The sequence below is a fragment of the Variovorax sp. 38R genome, from assembly GCF_014843395.1.
Taxonomy (GTDB): domain Bacteria; phylum Pseudomonadota; class Gammaproteobacteria; order Burkholderiales; family Burkholderiaceae_C; genus Variovorax; species Variovorax paradoxus_H.
The window spans coordinates 1478140-1495032 of the sequence record NZ_CP062121.1; the positions used below are offsets into that span (position 1 = coordinate 1478140).

Sequence of the window (16893 nt, forward strand, 5' to 3'; positions counted from 1 at the left end):
GTCAGCCCTCGGACGACAGCTGTTCGCGCTGCCGCTTCAGGTGTTCGGGCATGTCCTTGTAGACGTCCTCGAACAGGGTGGCGGCGTCGGCGACATGACCGTCGGCCATGGAGCCGAAGCGCTCGGCCTCCTTCACTGCGGCGTTCACCTGCGCCTGCAGGTCTGCCTGCGTCTGGTCGTGCTCCTGCGGCGACCACGCGCCGATCGCCGTCAGGTGCTGCGCCAGGCGCGGAATCGGATCGCCCAGCGGGAAATGCGCCCAGTCGTCGGCCGGACGGTACCTCGACGGATCGTCCGAGGTCGAATGCGCGCCCGCGCGGTAGGTGACCCACTCGATCAGCGTCGGCCCCAGGTTGCTGCGGGCGCGCTCGGCCGCCCAGCGCGAGGCCGCCAGCACCGCGAGGAAGTCGTTGCCGTCGACGCGCAGCGAGGCGATGCCGCAGCCGACGCCGCGCGCCGCGAAGGTGGTGGCCTCGCCGCCCGCGATGGCCTGGAAGGTGGAGATCGCCCACTGGTTGTTGACCACGTTGAGGATCACCGGCGCGCGGTACACGTGCGCGAAAGTCAGCGCCGTGTGGAAGTCGGACTCGGCGGTGGCGCCGTCGCCGATCCAGCCCGAGGCGATGCGCGTGTCGCCCTTGATCGCCGAGGCCATGCCCCAGCCCACCGCCTGGATGAACTGCGTGGCCAGGTTGCCCGAGATCGAGAAGAAGCCGGCCCGCTTCATCGAGTAGCACACCGGCAGCTGCCGCCCCTTGAGCGGGTCGCGCTCGTTGGACATCAGCTCGCAGATCAATTCCACCAGCGTCACGTCGTCGCGCGCCAGCAGCAGGCCTTGCTGGCGGTAGGTGGGAAAGCACATGTCGCCTTGTTGCAGCACCAGCGCGTGTCCGGTGGCGATCGCCTCCTCGCCGAGGCACTGGATATAGAACGAGATCTTCTTCTGCCGCTGCGCGATCAGCATGCGGGCGTCGAAGGCGCGCGTCTTCATCATCGCGCGCAGGCCGCGGCGCAGCAGTTCGGGGTCGGCCTGCGGCACCCACGGGCCGACGGCGCGGCCTTCGTCGTCGAGCACGCGCACCAGCGTGTAGGCCAGGTCACTGGTGTCGGCCGGCGATGCGTCGACCGGCGGTTTTCGCACCTCGCCGGCACGCGACAGATGCAGGTAGGAAAAGTCGGTTTCATGCCCCGGCCGCCCCGTGGGCTCCGGCACATGCAGACGAAGAGATGCGCCCTGGCTCATCGCGTGTCTCCGCGCTCGATGGAATCGCTCGCCAGCAAAGCCTAGCGAATTTCAGGCTCAAGCGCAGTCGGCCAATCGCGTATTTCGCAGGTCTCGCCAGACGCAGGGCGGCGGGAGACCAGGGGCGCGGCGTTCGGAAGGCGCGCGCCATCGATCTCGTGCGGGCGTCCGGCCCGCGGCATGAGGCTCCCATGGATGGGGGAGGCGGCGTTTCGGGGCGGCTCCTAGCATCCGCCACCCACAACGAGGAGAGCCCCTGATGAAGATCGCCTTTACTTCCTGCTTCAGTGCCCAGAGCTTCAAACAACAGCCTGTCTGGACCCAGGTCGGCGCCTCCGGCGCCACGCACCTGGTGCTGCTCGGCGACTCGGCCTATTACGACGCGGACGGTTCCGACATCGGCGCGGTCAAGGGGATGGGCGCTCACGACTTCGCGCTGCATGCCTTCGGCCGGCTGCGCGACCAGCTCAACCAGAAGGAGTTTGCCAAGCTGGTGCGCGACACGAAATTGCGCATCCATCCGATCTGGGACGACCACGACTTTCTGTGGAACGGCGCCTGTGGTGCGCAAATCGAGGGGCAGCCTTCGTACCGGCATCTGCTGGACCCGACCCGTGCGGCGTTCCAGGCCTATCGCGACGCGCTGGATTCACACGACCCGAAGACCTTTCCCAAGCCCGCCGATGGCTGGAACCTGGGCGTTCCCGAACCCGGCTACCGGACCCTCATGCTGAGCAACGCCGGCGACCCGGATGGCGCGGTGATGCTTCACCTCACCGACGGTCGCAGCTACAAGACCAAGGGCGGAGAGAAGGCCGTGCTCGGCAGCGCGCAGATGAAGAAACTGACGACGGCCATCAAGAACTCGGACGACAAGACGGTGCACCTCATCGCCAGCGGCCTCACCTTCGAAGCCCGCCACGGCGAGACCTGGATGGACTGCGAGGCCGAGCACGCCGCCATCCTGGCGCTCGCAGCGACGCGCCGCATCCTCATCCTCAGCGGCGATGTCCACGAGAACCGCTTCGCCGTGCCATGGCCGACCGGCCCCTGGAGCCTGTTCGAGGCCACCTCGTCCGGCGCTGCGTTGCGCACGGCCGTCACCATCGGCGCGCTGCAGTGCAACTGGGGGCTCGTCGACATCACGAAGGACCAGGTGACCATCGAGCTGTCGCAGCTGCACATGGACACGCGCCGCCGCGTCATCGACCGGAAGAAGTGGAAGATGCTGTAGGCGTGATGGGGCGCGGGTTCACGGCCCCTCCATTCGGCTTGCGAAGCAGGATCACAAGCCCGGAGATCAGGAAGTACACCGCGCCCACTGCTGCATAGCCTGCGAGCGTCTCGAGGACCGGCGCACCGGTCCCTTGCTGTGCAACGAAGAAGCCGCCGGCCAGCGCAGACTGCGCGCCGCTCAGCATCATCACCCACTGCCCCCGGTGGCTCTTTCGGCGGCGAAGGGCCGTCGCCAGCTGCAGAAGGCCCGACACGATGGCCCAGACCCCGAAGATGGCCAGGCCGATCTGGAGCCCGAATACCAAAGAGCCCGCGACGGCAGCGGTGACCAGCGCGCTGATCCACGTGTTCAGCATCTGGGTCGGGTTGGCTTGGGTGCCGCCCGCCATCCGGGCATCCACCAGATTCGCCAGCGCGTCCCACGCCGGATAGATGACCAGCAAGATCGTCGTCAGCATGGGCGACTGCTTGGCCACGGTGAAGGCCAGCGCGACCCACACGAAGGAAAAGGCCGCACGGGTGAGGTAGAGCTTGCGCAGCCAGGCGGCTGGCTGCAGAGGGGTTTGGATGGTGTCGGACATAAGGGGGGAGGAGGAGAGGGGGCGCCTCGAACGAGGCGGTTGCAACGATTCTTCTGCGTTCCCCCCGCCAGCGGTATCGGTCGAATGACCGACAGGCACCGATCCGACGGCTGTGCGATGCTGTGCACCCGCCCCTGATCCCATGCCCGAAGACTCCACCCTCACCGCTTTCGACGCGGCCCGCGCGCTTGCCTTCATCGGCGACCTCAGCATGGGCCAACCGATCGACCATTCGCTGCGCACCGCCTGGCTGGCCGGAATGATCGCGACGCAGGCCGGCTGCAACGCGGCGCAGGTCGAGGTCGCGCAACACGTGGCGCTGCTGCGCTGGTCGGGTTGCACGGCGAATGCGCAGGAGTTCGCGGACTTTCTCGAAGACGACGTGCTGGGCCGGCGAGCCCTTCTCGCCTCGTCGCAGCCGCGCATGCGGCAATCCAACCGCGCGGCCATCCCAGGGGCCGTGGTGGAGATGGCCCACATCCACTGCGAGATTGCCGGCGACATCGCGAACATGCTCGGCCTGGGTCCCGATGCCGAGGCCGCCCTGCGCGCCATCTTCGAGGCGTTCGATGGCAGCGGCGTGCCCGGCCTGCTGCAGGGCGATGGCGTGCCGCTTGCGACCTATGTCGTGGCCCTCGCGAGCGATCTCGAAATCTTCAGCCGGCTCTATGGGCTCGACGAAGCCCTCACGCTCACGCGGGGACGCGCCGACAGCCTCTACCCCGGCTTCCTGGTCGACGCCTGCGCACCGCACGCCCCGGCGTGGATGAAGCAGTTGGATGCGCCTGCCCCGCCGTGGACCGATGCCGCAGACACGTCGGCGTCGATGCGCCAGCGCGTCGGCCTGGAACTCGTCGGCGACGTGAGCGACCTCAAGCTGCCCTGGATGACGGGCTACTCGCGGCGCGTGGCCAAGCTGGCGCGCGACTGCAGCGCCCAACTGGGAATGAGCGAGGCGTTGCGCCATCGCATCTACAGGGCCGGCCTGATCCACGCCATCGGGCGGGCCGCGGTTCCCAACGCCATCTGGAATGCGCCCGAACCGCTGCCGGCCGCGTCGATGGAACGCCTGCGGCTCGTGCCGTACTGGACGTCCCGCGCGGCAGGGCAGATCGACGGTCTCGCGGCAGAAGCAGAAATCGCCTCGTTCGCCTTCGAGCGGCGCGATGGCTCGGGCTACTTTCGTGGCCGCTCCGGTGCGTCGATGCCGCTCGAAGGGCAGGTCGTCGCGGCGGCCGAGCAGTGGGTGTCGCACCGCACCCGCCGGCCGTGGCGAGCCGAACTGAGCGACGCCCAGGCGCGCGATCGCATGCAGGCGGACGCCGAGGCCGGTCGCTTCGACGCGGAGGTCGTCGCCGCGCTGCTCGCCTGCGCGCTCTCGGGCGCGCCTGTGAAGCCTGCGGCCCCCGCGCAGAACGATGCATCGCTGTCCCAGCGCGAACTGGACGTGCTGCGCTGCATCAGCCAGGGCGACAACACGAAGCAGGTCGCGCGTGCGTTGAACATCAGCGCGAGCACGGTGCGCACGCATGTCGAACGCGTGTTCCGCAAACTCGGTTGCTCGACCCGCGCGGCCGCCACGCTGAAAGCCTCTGCCAGAGGCTTGCTGTAGCGGGCGGCCGCCCCATCGGTCAAGCGGCCATAGGCTCCGCCCGAGCCGCCCGCCCAGGCGCCACGGCATCGAGCTGCCCACGCAGCATCTCCCACCGCACGCGCGCCGACACGATGCTTTCTTCCTTCACATGCCCGAAGCCGCGGATCTGTTCGGGCAAACGCGCGAGAGACAGCGCGGTGTCGAAGTCGATGCGCTCGAAGCGCGCAAGCAGGTCTTCGACCATCGCGCGGTAGTCGGCAACGAGCTGGCGCTCCATGCGGCGCTCGGCGGTGCGGCCGAACGGATCGAGCGCCGTGCCGCGCAGGCCGCGCAGCTTCGCAAGCACGCGGAAGGCGCCGAGCATCCACGGGCCGAAGCTGGTCTTCAGCGCGCGGCCTTCGGCGTCGCGACGGCCCAGCACGGGCGGCGCGAGGTGAAAGCGCAGCACCGGCTTGCCTTCGAACTGCTCGCCGAGCTTCTCCATGAAGCGCGGGTCGGCGTACAGGCGCGCCACTTCGTACTCGTCCTTGTAGGCCATGAGCTTGAAGAGGCCCGAGGCGACGGCCTTGGCCAGCACGGTGCTGCCGCGCGTGCGTTGCTCGGCGTCGCGCACGCGTTCGACGAGGTCCGCGTAGCTGCGTGCGTAGGCGGCGTTCTGGTACGACGTCAGGAACGCGGTGCGGTCGGCCACCAGCGCCTCGAAGCTCTGCGGCTTCTGCAGCGACACCGCCTGCGCCGGCGTGGCCTGGCGCGTGACGGCCGCGAGGTCGAGCGCGGCTTTGCGGCCCCAGCGGAACGCGGCCTGGTTGGCCTTCACGGCCACGCCGTTGATCTCGATGGCCTTGTCGAGCGCTTCGGCCGACAGCGGCACAAACCCCTTCTGGAACGCGAAGCCCAGCAGGAACAGGTTGGCCGCGATGGCGTCGCCCATGAGGCGCGTGGCCAGCTGCGTCGCGTCGATGAAGTCCGCGCGGCCGTCGACCGATTCCTCGATGAGCGCGCGCACCTGCGCGGCCGGGAACTCCCAGTCGGGCTGCTGCGCGAAGTGCCCCGTCGGTTGCTCGAAGGTGTTGACCAGCGCGTAGGTGCGACCCGGCCGCATGCGCGCGATGGCGTCGGGCGCGCCGGCCGTGAGCATGTCGCAGCCCAGGATCAGGTCGGCCTCGCCGGTGGGAATGCGTTGCGCCTTCAGCTGCGCCGCGTCGCGCGCAATGCGCACGTGCGACGTGACCGAGCCGTTCTTCTGCGACATGCCCGTCATGTCGAGCACGCTCACGCCCTTGCCTTCGAGGTGCGCCGCCATGCCGATCAGCGCGCCGATGGTGATCACGCCCGTGCCGCCGATGCCGGTGATCAGGATGTTGTGCATGCCGTCCAGCGCGAGTGGAGCGGGCGCGGGCAGGGCAGGTTCTTCGGCGGCCTTCACGGCCACGGGCGCGTGCTTGCGCGGCTTCACGCCTTCGACCGTCACGAAGCTCGGGCAGAAGCCCTTGATGCACGACTCGTCGGCGTTGCATGCGCTCTGGTCCACGCTGCGCTTGAGGCCCAGGTCAGTCTGCTTCGGTAGCAGGGCGGTGCAGTTCGACTGCTCACCGCAGTCGCCACAGCCTTCGCACACCGCGTCGTTGATGAACACGCGCCGCGCGGCTTGCGGGAACTCGCCCTTCTTGCGGCGACGGCGCTTCTCGGCCGCGCACACCTGGTCGTAGATCAGCACCGACACGCCCTCGAAGCCGCGCAGCTCGCGCTGCACCGCATCCATGTCGTCGCGGTGGTGCACGCTCAGCGAAAACAAACCGTCGCGCTCGGGCGGCAGCAGGCTGCGGTCGGCCCAGCGCGTCGGGTCTTCGGCCACCAGCGCGAGGCGCTTCACGCCTTCGGCCGCGACCTGGTGCGCGATGCGCGGCACGGTGATCGGTCCGTCGACCGGCTGGCCGCCCGTCATCGCGACCGCGTCGTTGTAGAGGATCTTGTAGGTGATGTTCACGCCCGCCGCCACGGCCGCGCGAATGGCGAGCGAACCCGAGTGGTAGTAAGTGCCGTCGCCGAGGTTCGCGAACACGTGCTTGCGCTTGGAGAACCACGCCTGCCCCAACCACGGCGCGCCTTCGCCGCCCATGTGCGTGGTGGTGCGGTTGTGCTCGGGGTAGATCGCCGTGGCCATCACGTGGCAGCCGATGCCCGCGAGCGCGAGGCTGCCTTCGGGCACCTTGGTCGAGGTGTTGTGCGGGCAGCCCGCGCAGTACCAGGCCGGGCGCGAGGGCGTGGCCACGGCCTTGCCGAGCACCACGTCCTTCGCGTCGAGAATCGCCAGCCGCATGCGGATGCGGTCACTGGTGTGAAAGCGCGCCACGCGCCCGGCAATGACACGCGCGATCTGCGCCACCGAGAAGTCGGCCGTGGCCGGCAGCAGCCACTGGCCGCGCGGGTGCGCGCCCCATTCGCCCTGTTCGTCGAACTTGCCGATCACGCGCGGGCGCACGTTTTCGCGCCAGTTGTACAGGTGCTCCTTGAGCTGGTACTCGACGATCTGGCGCTTCTCTTCGACCACCAGAATCTCTTCGAGCCCGTCGGCAAACTCGCGGATCGAATCGGGCTCCAGCGGCCAGGGCATCGACACCTTGAACAGGCGGATGCCGATGCGCGCGGCCTCGTCGGCATCGATGCCCAGCTCTTCGAGCGCTTCGAGCACGTCGCGGTACGACTTGCCCGAGGCCACGATGCCCAGGCGCGCCTGAGGCGAATCGATGGTCACGCGGTTCAGGCGGTTCTCGCGCGCGTAGGCGATGGCGGCGTAGATCTTGTAGTCCTGCATCAGCGCTTCCTGCTTGCGCGCCTGCACGCCGAGCGTGTCGGTCGACAGTCGCGCATGCACGCCGCCGGGCGGGAACACGAAGTCTTTCGGCAGGCGCATGTGCACGTCGAGCGCGCCGGCGGCAATCGAGCTCGACGACTCCACCGTATCGGCCAGCGCCTTGAAGCCGACCGGCAGCCCGGCAAAGCGCGACATCGCAAAGCCGTGCAGGCCCAGCTCGATGTATTCCTCCACGCTCTGCGGGTAGAGCATGGGGATCATCGACGCGGCGAACAGGTGGTCGCTCTGGTTGGGCAGGGTGGAAGAAGACGCGCCATGGTCGTCGCCCGCCACCAGCAGGATGCCGCCCTTCGGCGAGGTGCCTGCGTGGCTCATGTGCTTGAACACGTCGCCGCAGCGGTCCACGCCGGGCGCCTTGCCGTACCACATGGCAAACACGCCATCGACCGCGCTCTCGCCGGTCAGGTGCACTTGCTGCGTGCCCCACACGGCGGTGGCGGCCAGCTCTTCGTTCACGCCGGGCAGGAACTTGACGGCGTTGGCTTCGAGCTGGGGCTGGGCTTTCCACAGCGCTTCGTCCAGGCCACCGAGCGGCGAGCCGCGGTAGCCCGAGACAAAGCCCGCGGTGTTCAGGCCGGCCTGCTGGTCGCGCCATTTCTGCACGAGCATGAGGCGCACCAGCGCCTGGATGCCGCTCAGGTAGATCCGGCCTTCGGTGGCCGTGTATTTGTCGTCCAGCGCAACGCTGGCGAGTTCGTGGGTTGCCATGAGAGAAAAGACTCCGGGTAGGACTCGTGGAATGCGGGCGTGGCCCCGGTAGAGGGCCGGCCCGCGAAACGCCTCGCCGGGGTTGCCGCCGAGACAGCGACGATTCTTTCGCACCTCGGCCCGAAAGTGCTTCTTCGTTTCGAGGGAGAAACCCGCATTCCGGAAGAACCATCGCCGCCGAAGTCGATTCGCCGAAAGGCCTTCGGCTGCGCATGCGCCAGCGCGCAGGCCCGACAATGTCCGCCCGATCGACCGAGGACCCGATGAGACCCGACCTGGATTCGCTGGCGCTGTTCCTGCGCGCCATTGAGCACGGCAGCCTGTCGAAGGCCGCCGCCGAGAGCCACATGGTGCTGTCGGCCGCGAGCCGGCGCCTGGCCATCCTCGAGAGCCAGCTCGGCGTGGGGCTGCTCAACCGCACCTCGAAGGGCGTGACGCCCACGGGCGCGGGCGAGTCGCTGGCCATGCATGCGCGCCAGATCCTGCGCGACGTGGACCGCATGCGCGCCGACCTGTCGGACTACGCGCAGGGCGCCACCGGCCGTGTGCGGCTGCACGCCAACGCGTCGGCAATGGGGCAGTTCCTGCCCGACGACGTGGCGAGCTTTCGTCTGCGCTACCCCGAGATCCGCGTGAGCGTTGAAGAGCACCGCAGCGTGTACATCGTGCAGGCCATCCGCGACCGCCAGGCCGACGTGGGCGTGATCACCAGCGAGGCGGTCGACCCGGCGCTGCACTTCATTCCGTACCGCACCGACCGGCTCGTGGCCATCGTGCGCCAGAAGCATCCGTGGCGCGGGCGCGAGGTGTCGTTCGAAGAACTGCTCGACTTCGATTTCGTGGGGCTCGAAGACGACTCGGCCATCTCCCGCACCATGGAAGACGCCGCGATGAGCGCGCGCAAAGTGCTGCGGCTGCGTGTGCGCGTGAAGAGCTTCGAGGCCGTGTGCCGGATGATCGAAGCGGGAATGGGCGTGGGCATCCTGCCCGAGGGGGCGGCGGTGACTTACCGCAAGGAGATGAAGCTGCGCTTCATCAACCTCACCGATGCGTGGGCTTCACGTCGCATGTACCTGTGCACGCGGCAGGAGGCATTGAGTTTTCCGCAGCGTCGGTTGGTCGATCATTTGCTGGCACGGGGCATGCCGTAAAAGTCCTTCAGGGCGACGCTCCCGCCGACGGGGAGCCTTGCTCCGCGAATGTCCCCCGGCCTGCGGCCTCCTCCTTGATTTCGCTGCGCAAGGCACCCCATCGACGTGAGCGTGTTGAGCGCAGCTGCGGATCGGCAGGGCGCACGGCGGAAGCTGCATTTGTTGGCGTGCTTCGAGACTTCGTGCCGCGCGAAATCGGCACGGCGCTGTGCTCTTCTCTAAAGTAGCTGCCCCTGCCACTCAAAACCCCACCAAGGGGACTCGGAAGACGCCACACACAGCCATTGAAATGTTGGAAGGCTGCTTGCCTCGCGGCAGGTTGTCGGTGCGAAAGCAGCGATGCAAATGCGAGGTATCAAAAGGCGACGGCCGGGGTGTTACGAGCACCCCAGCCGTCTAACCAAAGACGTGCAATCACCTTGGAAGGAACGCACAAAAATGGCTACCAAGACTATAGCCCGGCCTCGCACGCCGGTACTCTCCGCCGGAAATGCTCACGAAGACCCGGCGAACCTCCTCGAAAACACCCTCGCCCAACTCGAAGCCCTGCTGTGGGTCTGCCACGGGGAAGGCATCGACTGGTGCAGCGGCGATGGGCCTCGGCAACTGGACAACCTGCTGTGGCTTGCGGCAGAACTGGCGCGCAAGGCGGGGGCGTTGTTTCAGGCGAGTGAGAGGGCGCGGAGTGGGGTGGCTGAGGCTGGCGGTTAGCGGCGGGTCTGCGGGCTGCGGAGCTGAAAAATGCAGCGGCTGAATCGCTCAGCCTATGATCAGAAACGTTCTTGTCGAGGAGGCCGTGACCGGAAGTTCCGCGCTGCTCAGCTTGTCTCTCAGGTCGTGCGTCATACATTGCATGAGTCACATGGAAGCCCTATGAGAAAAACCTTGCCTCTCTGCACCCTCGTGTCGTTGTTCGCCCTCTCGGGTCAGGCCATCGCAGGTGCAAATACGGCGCAACTGAACTGCACAGGGAGTCACACGGGGCAGGCACTCACCTTGGTGGGTGATGTGCCCGCCTCCATTGTCGAGGTCGATCTGAAACTCTCCTACCGCGGGCAAACCATCCGCTTGGCTTCACCACAGGCAGAGACCTCTGAGTCCACTGATTTCCGTCGTGGCATCTACAGGGTAGAGGCTGCGCTCTCCGGTTCAAACAGGCTCCAGCTTCAAGCCAAGCCCAAGAGCATCAAGTACAAAGGCAGCATGGGTGGCGGCAAGCTCAACGCCAGCTTTGGCGCCGTCCTCAAGGATGCGCCTGAACCCTTTAAATCAGCTCTGAAAGGGGCTGAGCTCAGTTGCACCTATGCATATGAAGTTTGAGCAAGGGCTCACCAATCGTTCAACCAGACAAATAGCCGCTGTGCGGTTGTTTGTCGGTTAACTCCAGCGTTGGACCTTGGGTGCCGACTGACGACGGTCTGCACGCGGCCGAGGCTGTGTGGAAACGCTTTCGGCGCTCCAGTATGCCGAGCATCCGCGTCACGAGGGCAATCGCCAGCCTCGCAGGCCATCCAGTAGTCGTAGGCGGGCACGAACAGATTCGAAGCCCAGCGGGCCCACTGCGCGCCGTTGAAGCACCGTAAAGAGGCTCACGCCCCCACCAGCCGCATCGCCTTCATTGTTTTCGTCATACCGAGGATGGCGATCACCCGCTTGAGGTTGTAGGCCAGCACATGCAGGCTCATCTCGGTGCTCACATGCGCCAGCGTCTTCGTCAGGAAGTGCGTCGAGCCCATCCAGTGCTTCAACGTCCCGAAGACATGCTCCACGGTGCGCCGTCGCAAGGTCATGGCCTCGGGCTTCCTGTCCAGCCGCTGCTGCACACGCTCGAGCACTTCTTCATGTTCCCATCGGCGGATGCGTCGGTAGTCGCCTGTCGTGCATTGGTCTTTGATCGCGCATGTGGGGCAGGCACTGGTCCAGTAGACATGGGCGTTGAGCCCGTTCTTCTCCAGCGTGCTGAACCGGTAGATGGCCCGCTCGCCCGCAGGGCACTGGTACTCATCGTCCTTCGCGATGTAGATGAAGTCGCTCTTGTCGAAGCGGCCCGCAGCCTTGGCGCCCGAGGTCATGGGCTTGGGCACGAAGGCCGTGATGCCCGCGTCCTCGCAGGCCTTGAGCTCTGTGCCGTTGAAGTAGCCACGGTCGGCGAAGGCCTGCAGCTTCTTCGTGTCCATGGCCTCACGTGCAGCCTTGGCCATCTTGCTCAACTGCGCCCGGTCGTTGCCGATGTTCGTCACCTCGTGCACCACGATGAGATGGTGTTTGGCATCGACCGCTGTCTGCACGTTGTAGCCCACCAGGCCCGAGCCCTTGGCCTGCGAGTTCATCGAGCGGGCATCGGTGTCGGTGGTGGAGATCTGCCCGTCGGGCAGCTTCTTCAATTGCTCCTGGGTCTCGTCGAGCTGGCGCATCTGCGCGCGCAGGGTTCGGATCTTGTCCTGCAGGCGTTCGGTCTTCGCTTCCACCTCAGCAGGCTGCGTGCGATCCGCCGTCTCCAGCGCGTCCAGGTAGCGCTGGATGCTCTGCTCGATCTGGCGCTGGCGCGCATCGATCTTGGCGGGCGTGACGTTGCGGTCGCGGCTGTTGACGGCCTTGAACTTGCTGCCATCGATAGCCACGATGGCTTGCGTGAAGAGTTTGAGCTCGCGGCACAGACCGATGAAGCGACGGCAGACATTGCGGATGCCCGCGCCGTTGTCGTGGCGGAAGTCGGCGATGGTCTTGAAGTCCGGAGCCAGCCGGCCCGTGAGCCACATCAACTCGACGTTGCGTTGGGCTTCGCGTTCCAGGCGCCGGCTGGACTGGATACGGTTCAGGTAGCCGTAGATGTAGAGCTTGAGAAGCACCGCCGGGTGGTACGCAGGCCGACCGGTAGCAGCGGGGTCCGCGCCTTTGAAGCCGAGTGCCTGAAGATCAAGTTCCTCGACGAAGGCGTCGACGACTCGCACCGGGTTGTCTTCACCGATATAGTCATCAAGACATTCCGGCAACAGCGCGACCTGCTGTCGGTCTTCGCCTTCGATGAATCGCTTCATGGGCACCTCGCTTGGAACGGTGCATCGATTTTATTTTTTGATGGGCGGGACTGGAAGTCTTTTCACACAGCCTCGGCCAGAAGCGGTCGCTTGCAAAGCATACTAAACGTGATGAGTAGATACGACGACAACCCATTTTTGAGGCTCTTGGACTGCTACATCCTGAATGCTATTGGAGAACTCGACGAAGACCAACGAGAGGTCCTTGTCGCTCTTGAGCCCAAGCTCCATCAAACATTTGGTGCGAGCGGTTCATGGCATGAGGTAGTCGCGACATAGATGGGTTTCGTCGATACCGTTCCCGACAAGATTCGTGCTTTTTGGCTCGGTTACATCGAAGCCGCGAGGGTGCAGGGACTCCCAGCCGTACCCGGCGAGTTCGTGAAGTCATTCGTGAATCAGAACTTTCCACATATGGAAAGCGGAGACTCTGCTCTCCATTAGCCGTATCTCTCTACGTCTGCTTCGGAGAAAAACGTGGGACTGCTTTGGGCCATTCACGACCGCGGCGCGACCGGCTACAGTCGGCCAGGAGCGAACCTCCGCGAGAAGCTCTCAGCGTGAAAATCAAAGTCCTGTTCATTGCCATCCCTCTGTGCGCTCTGGCGACGTTTCTTGCCTTTCAGGCCGGAGGAGTGTGCGTCAAGGAACGGCGCTATTGGACCGACTCACAGTTGATCGAGGCGGCCGTGACGCATCTGGCGGCCGAGTCACTCCAAGACATCAAGGGCCGTAGATGGAGGACTACGCAGATTGAAGCATCGCCGGAGGCGGTGACAGATTTTCTGAAAAGGCATCCGGACTGCTGTTCTGTAGACAGGGACCCTTACTACAGAAACATCTTGGACGTTGTGTCTGGATGGAACGCACCAGAAGTGCAAGTGACCTACGAACGCAATCGAGGCGATCCAAACTGGAGTGTCGAGCGGTTCTACACGCAGTGGCTCGCTGTCTCTACATGTGGAGAGGTTTTGAAGTCCACCAAGGGCTGGGGCTCCAAGACACCTGACGAATTCCCAAGATGAGTAAATGCGCACGGGTGAACGGCCGCTTTGTAGAAGCGCGAGTGACGGCTTAGGGCCCCAATGCGCCGACGTGGCGACAGGCTACAGTCGGCCAAGAGCCGTCCTTCGTTGCCTCGACCTTCTTTGTTCGGAAGCAGTCGTTCGTGGGAATAACAGAATGCAGTCGGCGGCCACGCCTAACCGAAAGGGATCAATGGTCACGTTCTTCGTCGTCGCCTGCGGTGTCATCGCAACCGCTTTCTTTCTCATCGGTGCTGTAGCCCTGCACTCGCCGCACCTGTTGTTCGGTGGGGTGGTGATCGGCGTTATCACGGCGCTGTGGGGTGTCATGGCCAAGTTCGGTGCTTCGAAGCGGCGTCCGTTAGTTCGGGCATTCGCCCGCACCGTCAAGACCGGGTGCGGCCGTGAGCAGACAATAATTCCTCATGAAAATTCAACCGCGCCTCCTGAATTTTGCACTGCCGATAGGCATCTCTATAGCTTGTCTTTCAGGGTGTGCAACATCCACTTATAAGGGTCTGGGTACCGAGGCACTTCCTGTCGCATCCCTGGCGGTGCTGGAGAACAACGACCACATGAAGACAAACATCATCGAGGTCGACGGGCGGCATCGCGGAAACGGATTCTTCAATCGATACGAGCTCACGCCCGGATCGCACACGCTAAAGATCGACCTTTACGTCGGTATTGGCGCACGTGGTACGCCTCCAACCATCCGATTCGATGTCGCAGCAGGAGAGACCTACGAACTCCGCTACATGGCTAAGGTGGTGGAGTTCGGTTATCCCAGCACGACCTATCAATGGCGGCCACAGATCGTCAACAAACGAACTGGGGTGGAAATTCCTACTCAGTTAGTACCGGTTGCGTCGAGATAGTGCGAGAGAGTGTTCGCGGGTGGTCCGAGACGCATGAGATGCGATCGGCGTGAAGAACCCAAAACGACCCGACTCGCGTGATCTGTTTATATGGCTTCTTTCCAATACGGATGACCGGCCGCTTAGGGCCCTAAGCCGTCATACATTCGACCGCCGCGAATGTCCAGTTCGCAGCGATAGCCATCGCGTGCTCGGCGCCATCGCAGGCACACAGTGCTCCGCATCACCTTGGGAAAAATCCGGCCACAACCGGACATCGAAATCGAATGGGCTAACAGGCTCCTGCGGCTCGACGGGTTGGACTACCGGAAAACCACTTGCGTGAAACCGGCCGGGCTCGCACCCGCCCATTGAGCCGTCAAAACTGGAGGCACGAACGACAAAGCCGCAGGCAATGCCCTAGGGCCTCAACACAACTCGATAGTCTGGCGCAGCAACCCCGATGGCTCGGCACTCGGCCCGACGAAGATCTCGACTTCTCCCGCCTCGAACAAGGGCTGCAGGTCCGGCCCGAGGTAGCGCAGCTCGGCCGCCGGCAGTTCCAGGTTCACCGAGCCAGCTTCGCCCGGCGTCAATCGCAGCTTCGCGCAGCCCTTGAGTTCCAGCAACGGCCGGGTGACACGGCTCAGCTTGCTGCGGATGAACAGGAAGACCGTCTCTTCAGCCTCGCGCGCGCCCACGTTGCGCAGCCTGACGCTGATCTTCAACGCGTCCTGCTCGCGCACGCGCAGCGGCTCGACCTGAAGCTCGTCGTAGACAAATTGGCCGTAGGTCAAGCCGTGGCCGAAGGCATACAACGGCGTGTTGTCGACGTCCTGGTACCTGCTCGTGAAGTAGTCGGCGGGATTCATCGGCCGGCCGGTGGGACGCTGGCCGAAGTAGATCGGCAGCTGCCCGACGGCGCGCGGCCAGCTCATCGGCGTGCGACCGCAGGGGGTGACCCGGCCTGTGACCACGTCGGCGATCGCGTGGCCGGCTTCGACGCCGAGGAACCACGCAGCCAGCAGCGCATCGGCGTGTTCGGCCAGCCAGGGGACGACGAGCGGGCGACCCGAGAACAAGATGGCGATGACGGGGATGCCGAGCGCGTGTGCACGTGCCACCGCCGCTTCGGCCAGAGCCTGCTGCCGGCCGGGAAGCGCGGGCGTGGCACGGCTCGCCGCCTCGCCACTCATCGTGGCACGCTCGCCCAGGCACAGCACAACGGCGTCGACGCCGTCGCACAGCAGGGCGGCAGCGTCGATGCCGCTGTCGTCATCGTTCTCGATGGCGACGCCGGGTGCATGGCGTATGTCGGTCTGCGGCAGCGCCGCGCGCAAACCGGCAAGCACGCTGACGGCCGGCTCGTCTCCACCGGCACCCCACCACGGGCCTTTCATCTCGGTGCTCGCGTCGGCCAGCGGGCCGATGACACACAGTGCCTTCGCCGCCGCAGGCAAGGGCAGGGTGTCGCGCTCATTCTTCAGCATGACGATGGCTTTGCGCGCGGCGTCGCGCGCCACCGCGTGCCGCTCAGCGACAACTGCCGCGGGTTCCGGTGTCGCGCCGCGGCGGTAGGGGTCGTCGAACAGGCCGAGCTGCTCCTTGAGCCGCAACACGCGGCGCACGCTCGCGTCGATCTCTTCGATCGTCACTCGTCCCTGCGCGAGCGCGATGGGCAGGCCCTTGCGGTACGCGTCGGCCATCATGTCGATGTCGACGCCGGCCTTCAGCGCCAGCACCGCGGCATCGACGAGATCGGCCGCGACGCCGTGCTTGATCAATTCCGCGATCGCGTTGTAGTCGCTGACGATGACGCCGTCCCAGCCCATCTCGCCGCGCAACCAGTCGCGCAGCAGGGGGATGTGCGCCGTCATCGGCACGCCGTTGAGATCGGTGAAGGCGGGCATCAGCGTCGCGACGCCGGCGCGCACCGCTGCCGCGAAGCCCGGCAGATGCACCTCGCGCAAGGTGCGCTCGGAGATGTCGACCGAGGCGTACTCCCGCCCCGCATTGACTGCGCCGTATGCGACGAAATGCTTCGCACAGGCGGCCAGCGATTCGGCCGACGACAGATCGGCCCCCTGGAAGCCGCGCACCTTGGCCTGCGCGATGCGTGCGTTCAGCCAGGGGTCTTCGCCAGGTCCTTCCGCGGTGCGGCCCCAGCGGGGATCGCGCGATACATCGAGCATCGGCGCGAAGGTCATCGCCAGGCCGTCGGCAGCGCCTTCGCGCGCGGCCTCGCGCGCCGTGCGCTCCCAGAGCTCTTCGTCGAAGGTGCCGGCCTCCGCAAGCGGGATCGGAAAGAGCGTGCGATGGCCATGAATGATGTCCAGGCCGATCAGCAGCGGAATGCCGAGCCGCGACTTCTCGACGGCCAGCCGCTGCATCTCGTGCGTGGGGCCGGCGCCGACCATGTTCAGCAGATTGCCGACGGTGCCGTCAATGATCGACTGCGTGGAGTCCCCCGCGAGCACCGGCCCGGTGACCGTGTAGCTGGAGGCAGTCATCGTCAGTTGACCCAGCTTTTCGGCAAGCGTCATCCGGGCCATGAGGGTGTCGATGCGACTCATCAGGGATTTCGA

12 protein-coding genes are annotated in these 16893 nt (G+C 65.6%); 7 read left to right on the forward strand and 5 right to left on the reverse strand.

The features are described from left to right. Window position 1: 1 nt before the first annotated feature. The gene (locus tag IG196_RS06510; protein WP_192195482.1) at window positions 2-1243 is read right to left on the reverse strand and encodes a 3-methyl-2-oxobutanoate dehydrogenase (2-methylpropanoyl-transferring) subunit alpha; all 1242 of its coding nucleotides are present in this window, start codon (window positions 1241-1243) and stop codon (window positions 2-4) included. A 259-nt stretch (window positions 1244-1502) separates the two neighbouring features. Between IG196_RS06510 and IG196_RS06515 the strand changes: the two genes are divergently transcribed. Further along, window positions 1503-2477: a hypothetical protein gene (locus IG196_RS06515; RefSeq protein ID WP_192195483.1), complete on the forward strand. Its 975-nt coding sequence runs from the start codon at window positions 1503-1505 to the stop codon at window positions 2475-2477. Here the strand turns inward: IG196_RS06515 and IG196_RS06520 are convergent. Beyond that, the gene (locus tag IG196_RS06520; protein WP_192195484.1) at window positions 2446-3060 is read right to left on the reverse strand and encodes a DUF308 domain-containing protein; all 615 of its coding nucleotides are present in this window, start codon (window positions 3058-3060) and stop codon (window positions 2446-2448) included. The genes IG196_RS06515 and IG196_RS06520 overlap by 32 nt on opposite strands. A gap of 142 nt (window positions 3061-3202) precedes the next feature. Between IG196_RS06520 and IG196_RS06525 the strand changes: the two genes are divergently transcribed. Beyond that, window positions 3203-4672, forward strand: a complete 1470-nt coding sequence (locus IG196_RS06525) for an HD domain-containing phosphohydrolase (RefSeq protein WP_192195485.1) — start codon at window positions 3203-3205, stop codon at window positions 4670-4672. Between the two features lie 19 nt (window positions 4673-4691). Here the strand turns inward: IG196_RS06525 and IG196_RS06530 are convergent, their stop codons facing one another. Next, window positions 4692-8237 (reverse strand): indolepyruvate ferredoxin oxidoreductase family protein, encoded by a 3546-nt coding sequence (locus IG196_RS06530; RefSeq protein WP_192195486.1) that lies wholly within the window; start codon window positions 8235-8237, stop codon window positions 4692-4694. Window positions 8238-8500: 263 nt separating this feature from the next. On the opposite strand from IG196_RS06530, the gene IG196_RS06535 reads away from it, so the two are divergent. From IG196_RS06535 to IG196_RS06545, 3 genes are all read left to right on the forward strand, one after another. Continuing rightward, on the forward strand, window positions 8501-9388 hold the full coding sequence (locus IG196_RS06535; RefSeq protein WP_062472076.1) for a LysR family transcriptional regulator: 888 nt from the start codon (window positions 8501-8503) through the stop codon (window positions 9386-9388). 438 nt (window positions 9389-9826) lie between these two features. Next, window positions 9827-10099: a hypothetical protein gene (locus IG196_RS06540; protein ID WP_192195487.1), complete on the forward strand. Its 273-nt coding sequence runs from the start codon at window positions 9827-9829 to the stop codon at window positions 10097-10099. Between the two features lie 162 nt (window positions 10100-10261). Continuing rightward, a complete protein-coding gene (locus tag IG196_RS06545; protein WP_192195488.1) occupies window positions 10262-10708 on the forward strand; it encodes a hypothetical protein in 447 nt (148 codons plus the stop codon). Between the two features lie 269 nt (window positions 10709-10977). Here the strand turns inward: IG196_RS06545 and IG196_RS06550 are convergent, their stop codons facing one another. Beyond that, the gene (locus IG196_RS06550; protein ID WP_192195489.1) at window positions 10978-12426 is read right to left on the reverse strand and encodes an IS1182 family transposase; all 1449 of its coding nucleotides are present in this window, start codon (window positions 12424-12426) and stop codon (window positions 10978-10980) included. A 560-nt stretch (window positions 12427-12986) separates the two neighbouring features. On the opposite strand from IG196_RS06550, the gene IG196_RS06555 reads away from it, so the two are divergent. Together IG196_RS06555 and IG196_RS06560 are read left to right on the forward strand one after the other, a co-directional pair. Continuing rightward, a complete protein-coding gene (locus IG196_RS06555; RefSeq protein ID WP_192195490.1) occupies window positions 12987-13451 on the forward strand; it encodes a hypothetical protein in 465 nt (154 codons plus the stop codon). Window positions 13452-13876: 425 nt separating this feature from the next. Continuing rightward, window positions 13877-14329: a hypothetical protein gene (locus IG196_RS06560; protein WP_192195491.1), complete on the forward strand. Its 453-nt coding sequence runs from the start codon at window positions 13877-13879 to the stop codon at window positions 14327-14329. 407 nt (window positions 14330-14736) lie between these two features. On the opposite strand, the gene IG196_RS06565 is transcribed toward IG196_RS06560, so the two are convergent. Continuing rightward, a complete protein-coding gene (locus tag IG196_RS06565) occupies window positions 14737-16881 on the reverse strand; it encodes a glycoside hydrolase family 3 N-terminal domain-containing protein (RefSeq protein WP_192195492.1) in 2145 nt (714 codons plus the stop codon). Between the last annotated feature and the right edge of the window lie 12 nt (window positions 16882-16893).

Excerpts from the sequence above, each read along its gene's own strand:
- IG196_RS06510 (WP_192195482.1), bottom strand. The coding sequence starts at position 1,243 with ATGAGCCAGGGCGCATCTCTTCGTCTGCATGTGCCGGAGCCCACGGGG.
- IG196_RS06515 (WP_192195483.1), top strand. The coding sequence starts at position 1,503 with ATGAAGATCGCCTTTACTTCCTGCTTCAGTGCCCAGAGCTTCAAACAA.
- IG196_RS06520 (WP_192195484.1), bottom strand. The coding sequence starts at position 3,060 with ATGTCCGACACCATCCAAACCCCTCTGCAGCCAGCCGCCTGGCTGCGC.
- IG196_RS06525 (WP_192195485.1), top strand. The coding sequence starts at position 3,203 with ATGCCCGAAGACTCCACCCTCACCGCTTTCGACGCGGCCCGCGCGCTT.
- IG196_RS06530 (WP_192195486.1), bottom strand. The coding sequence starts at position 8,237 with ATGGCAACCCACGAACTCGCCAGCGTTGCGCTGGACGACAAATACACG.
- IG196_RS06535 (WP_062472076.1), top strand. The coding sequence starts at position 8,501 with ATGAGACCCGACCTGGATTCGCTGGCGCTGTTCCTGCGCGCCATTGAG.
- IG196_RS06540 (WP_192195487.1), top strand. The coding sequence starts at position 9,827 with ATGGCTACCAAGACTATAGCCCGGCCTCGCACGCCGGTACTCTCCGCC.
- IG196_RS06545 (WP_192195488.1), top strand. The coding sequence starts at position 10,262 with ATGAGAAAAACCTTGCCTCTCTGCACCCTCGTGTCGTTGTTCGCCCTC.
- IG196_RS06550 (WP_192195489.1), bottom strand. The coding sequence starts at position 12,426 with ATGAAGCGATTCATCGAAGGCGAAGACCGACAGCAGGTCGCGCTGTTG.
- IG196_RS06560 (WP_192195491.1), top strand. The coding sequence starts at position 13,877 with ATGAAAATTCAACCGCGCCTCCTGAATTTTGCACTGCCGATAGGCATC.
- IG196_RS06565 (WP_192195492.1), bottom strand. The coding sequence starts at position 16,881 with ATGAGTCGCATCGACACCCTCATGGCCCGGATGACGCTTGCCGAAAAG.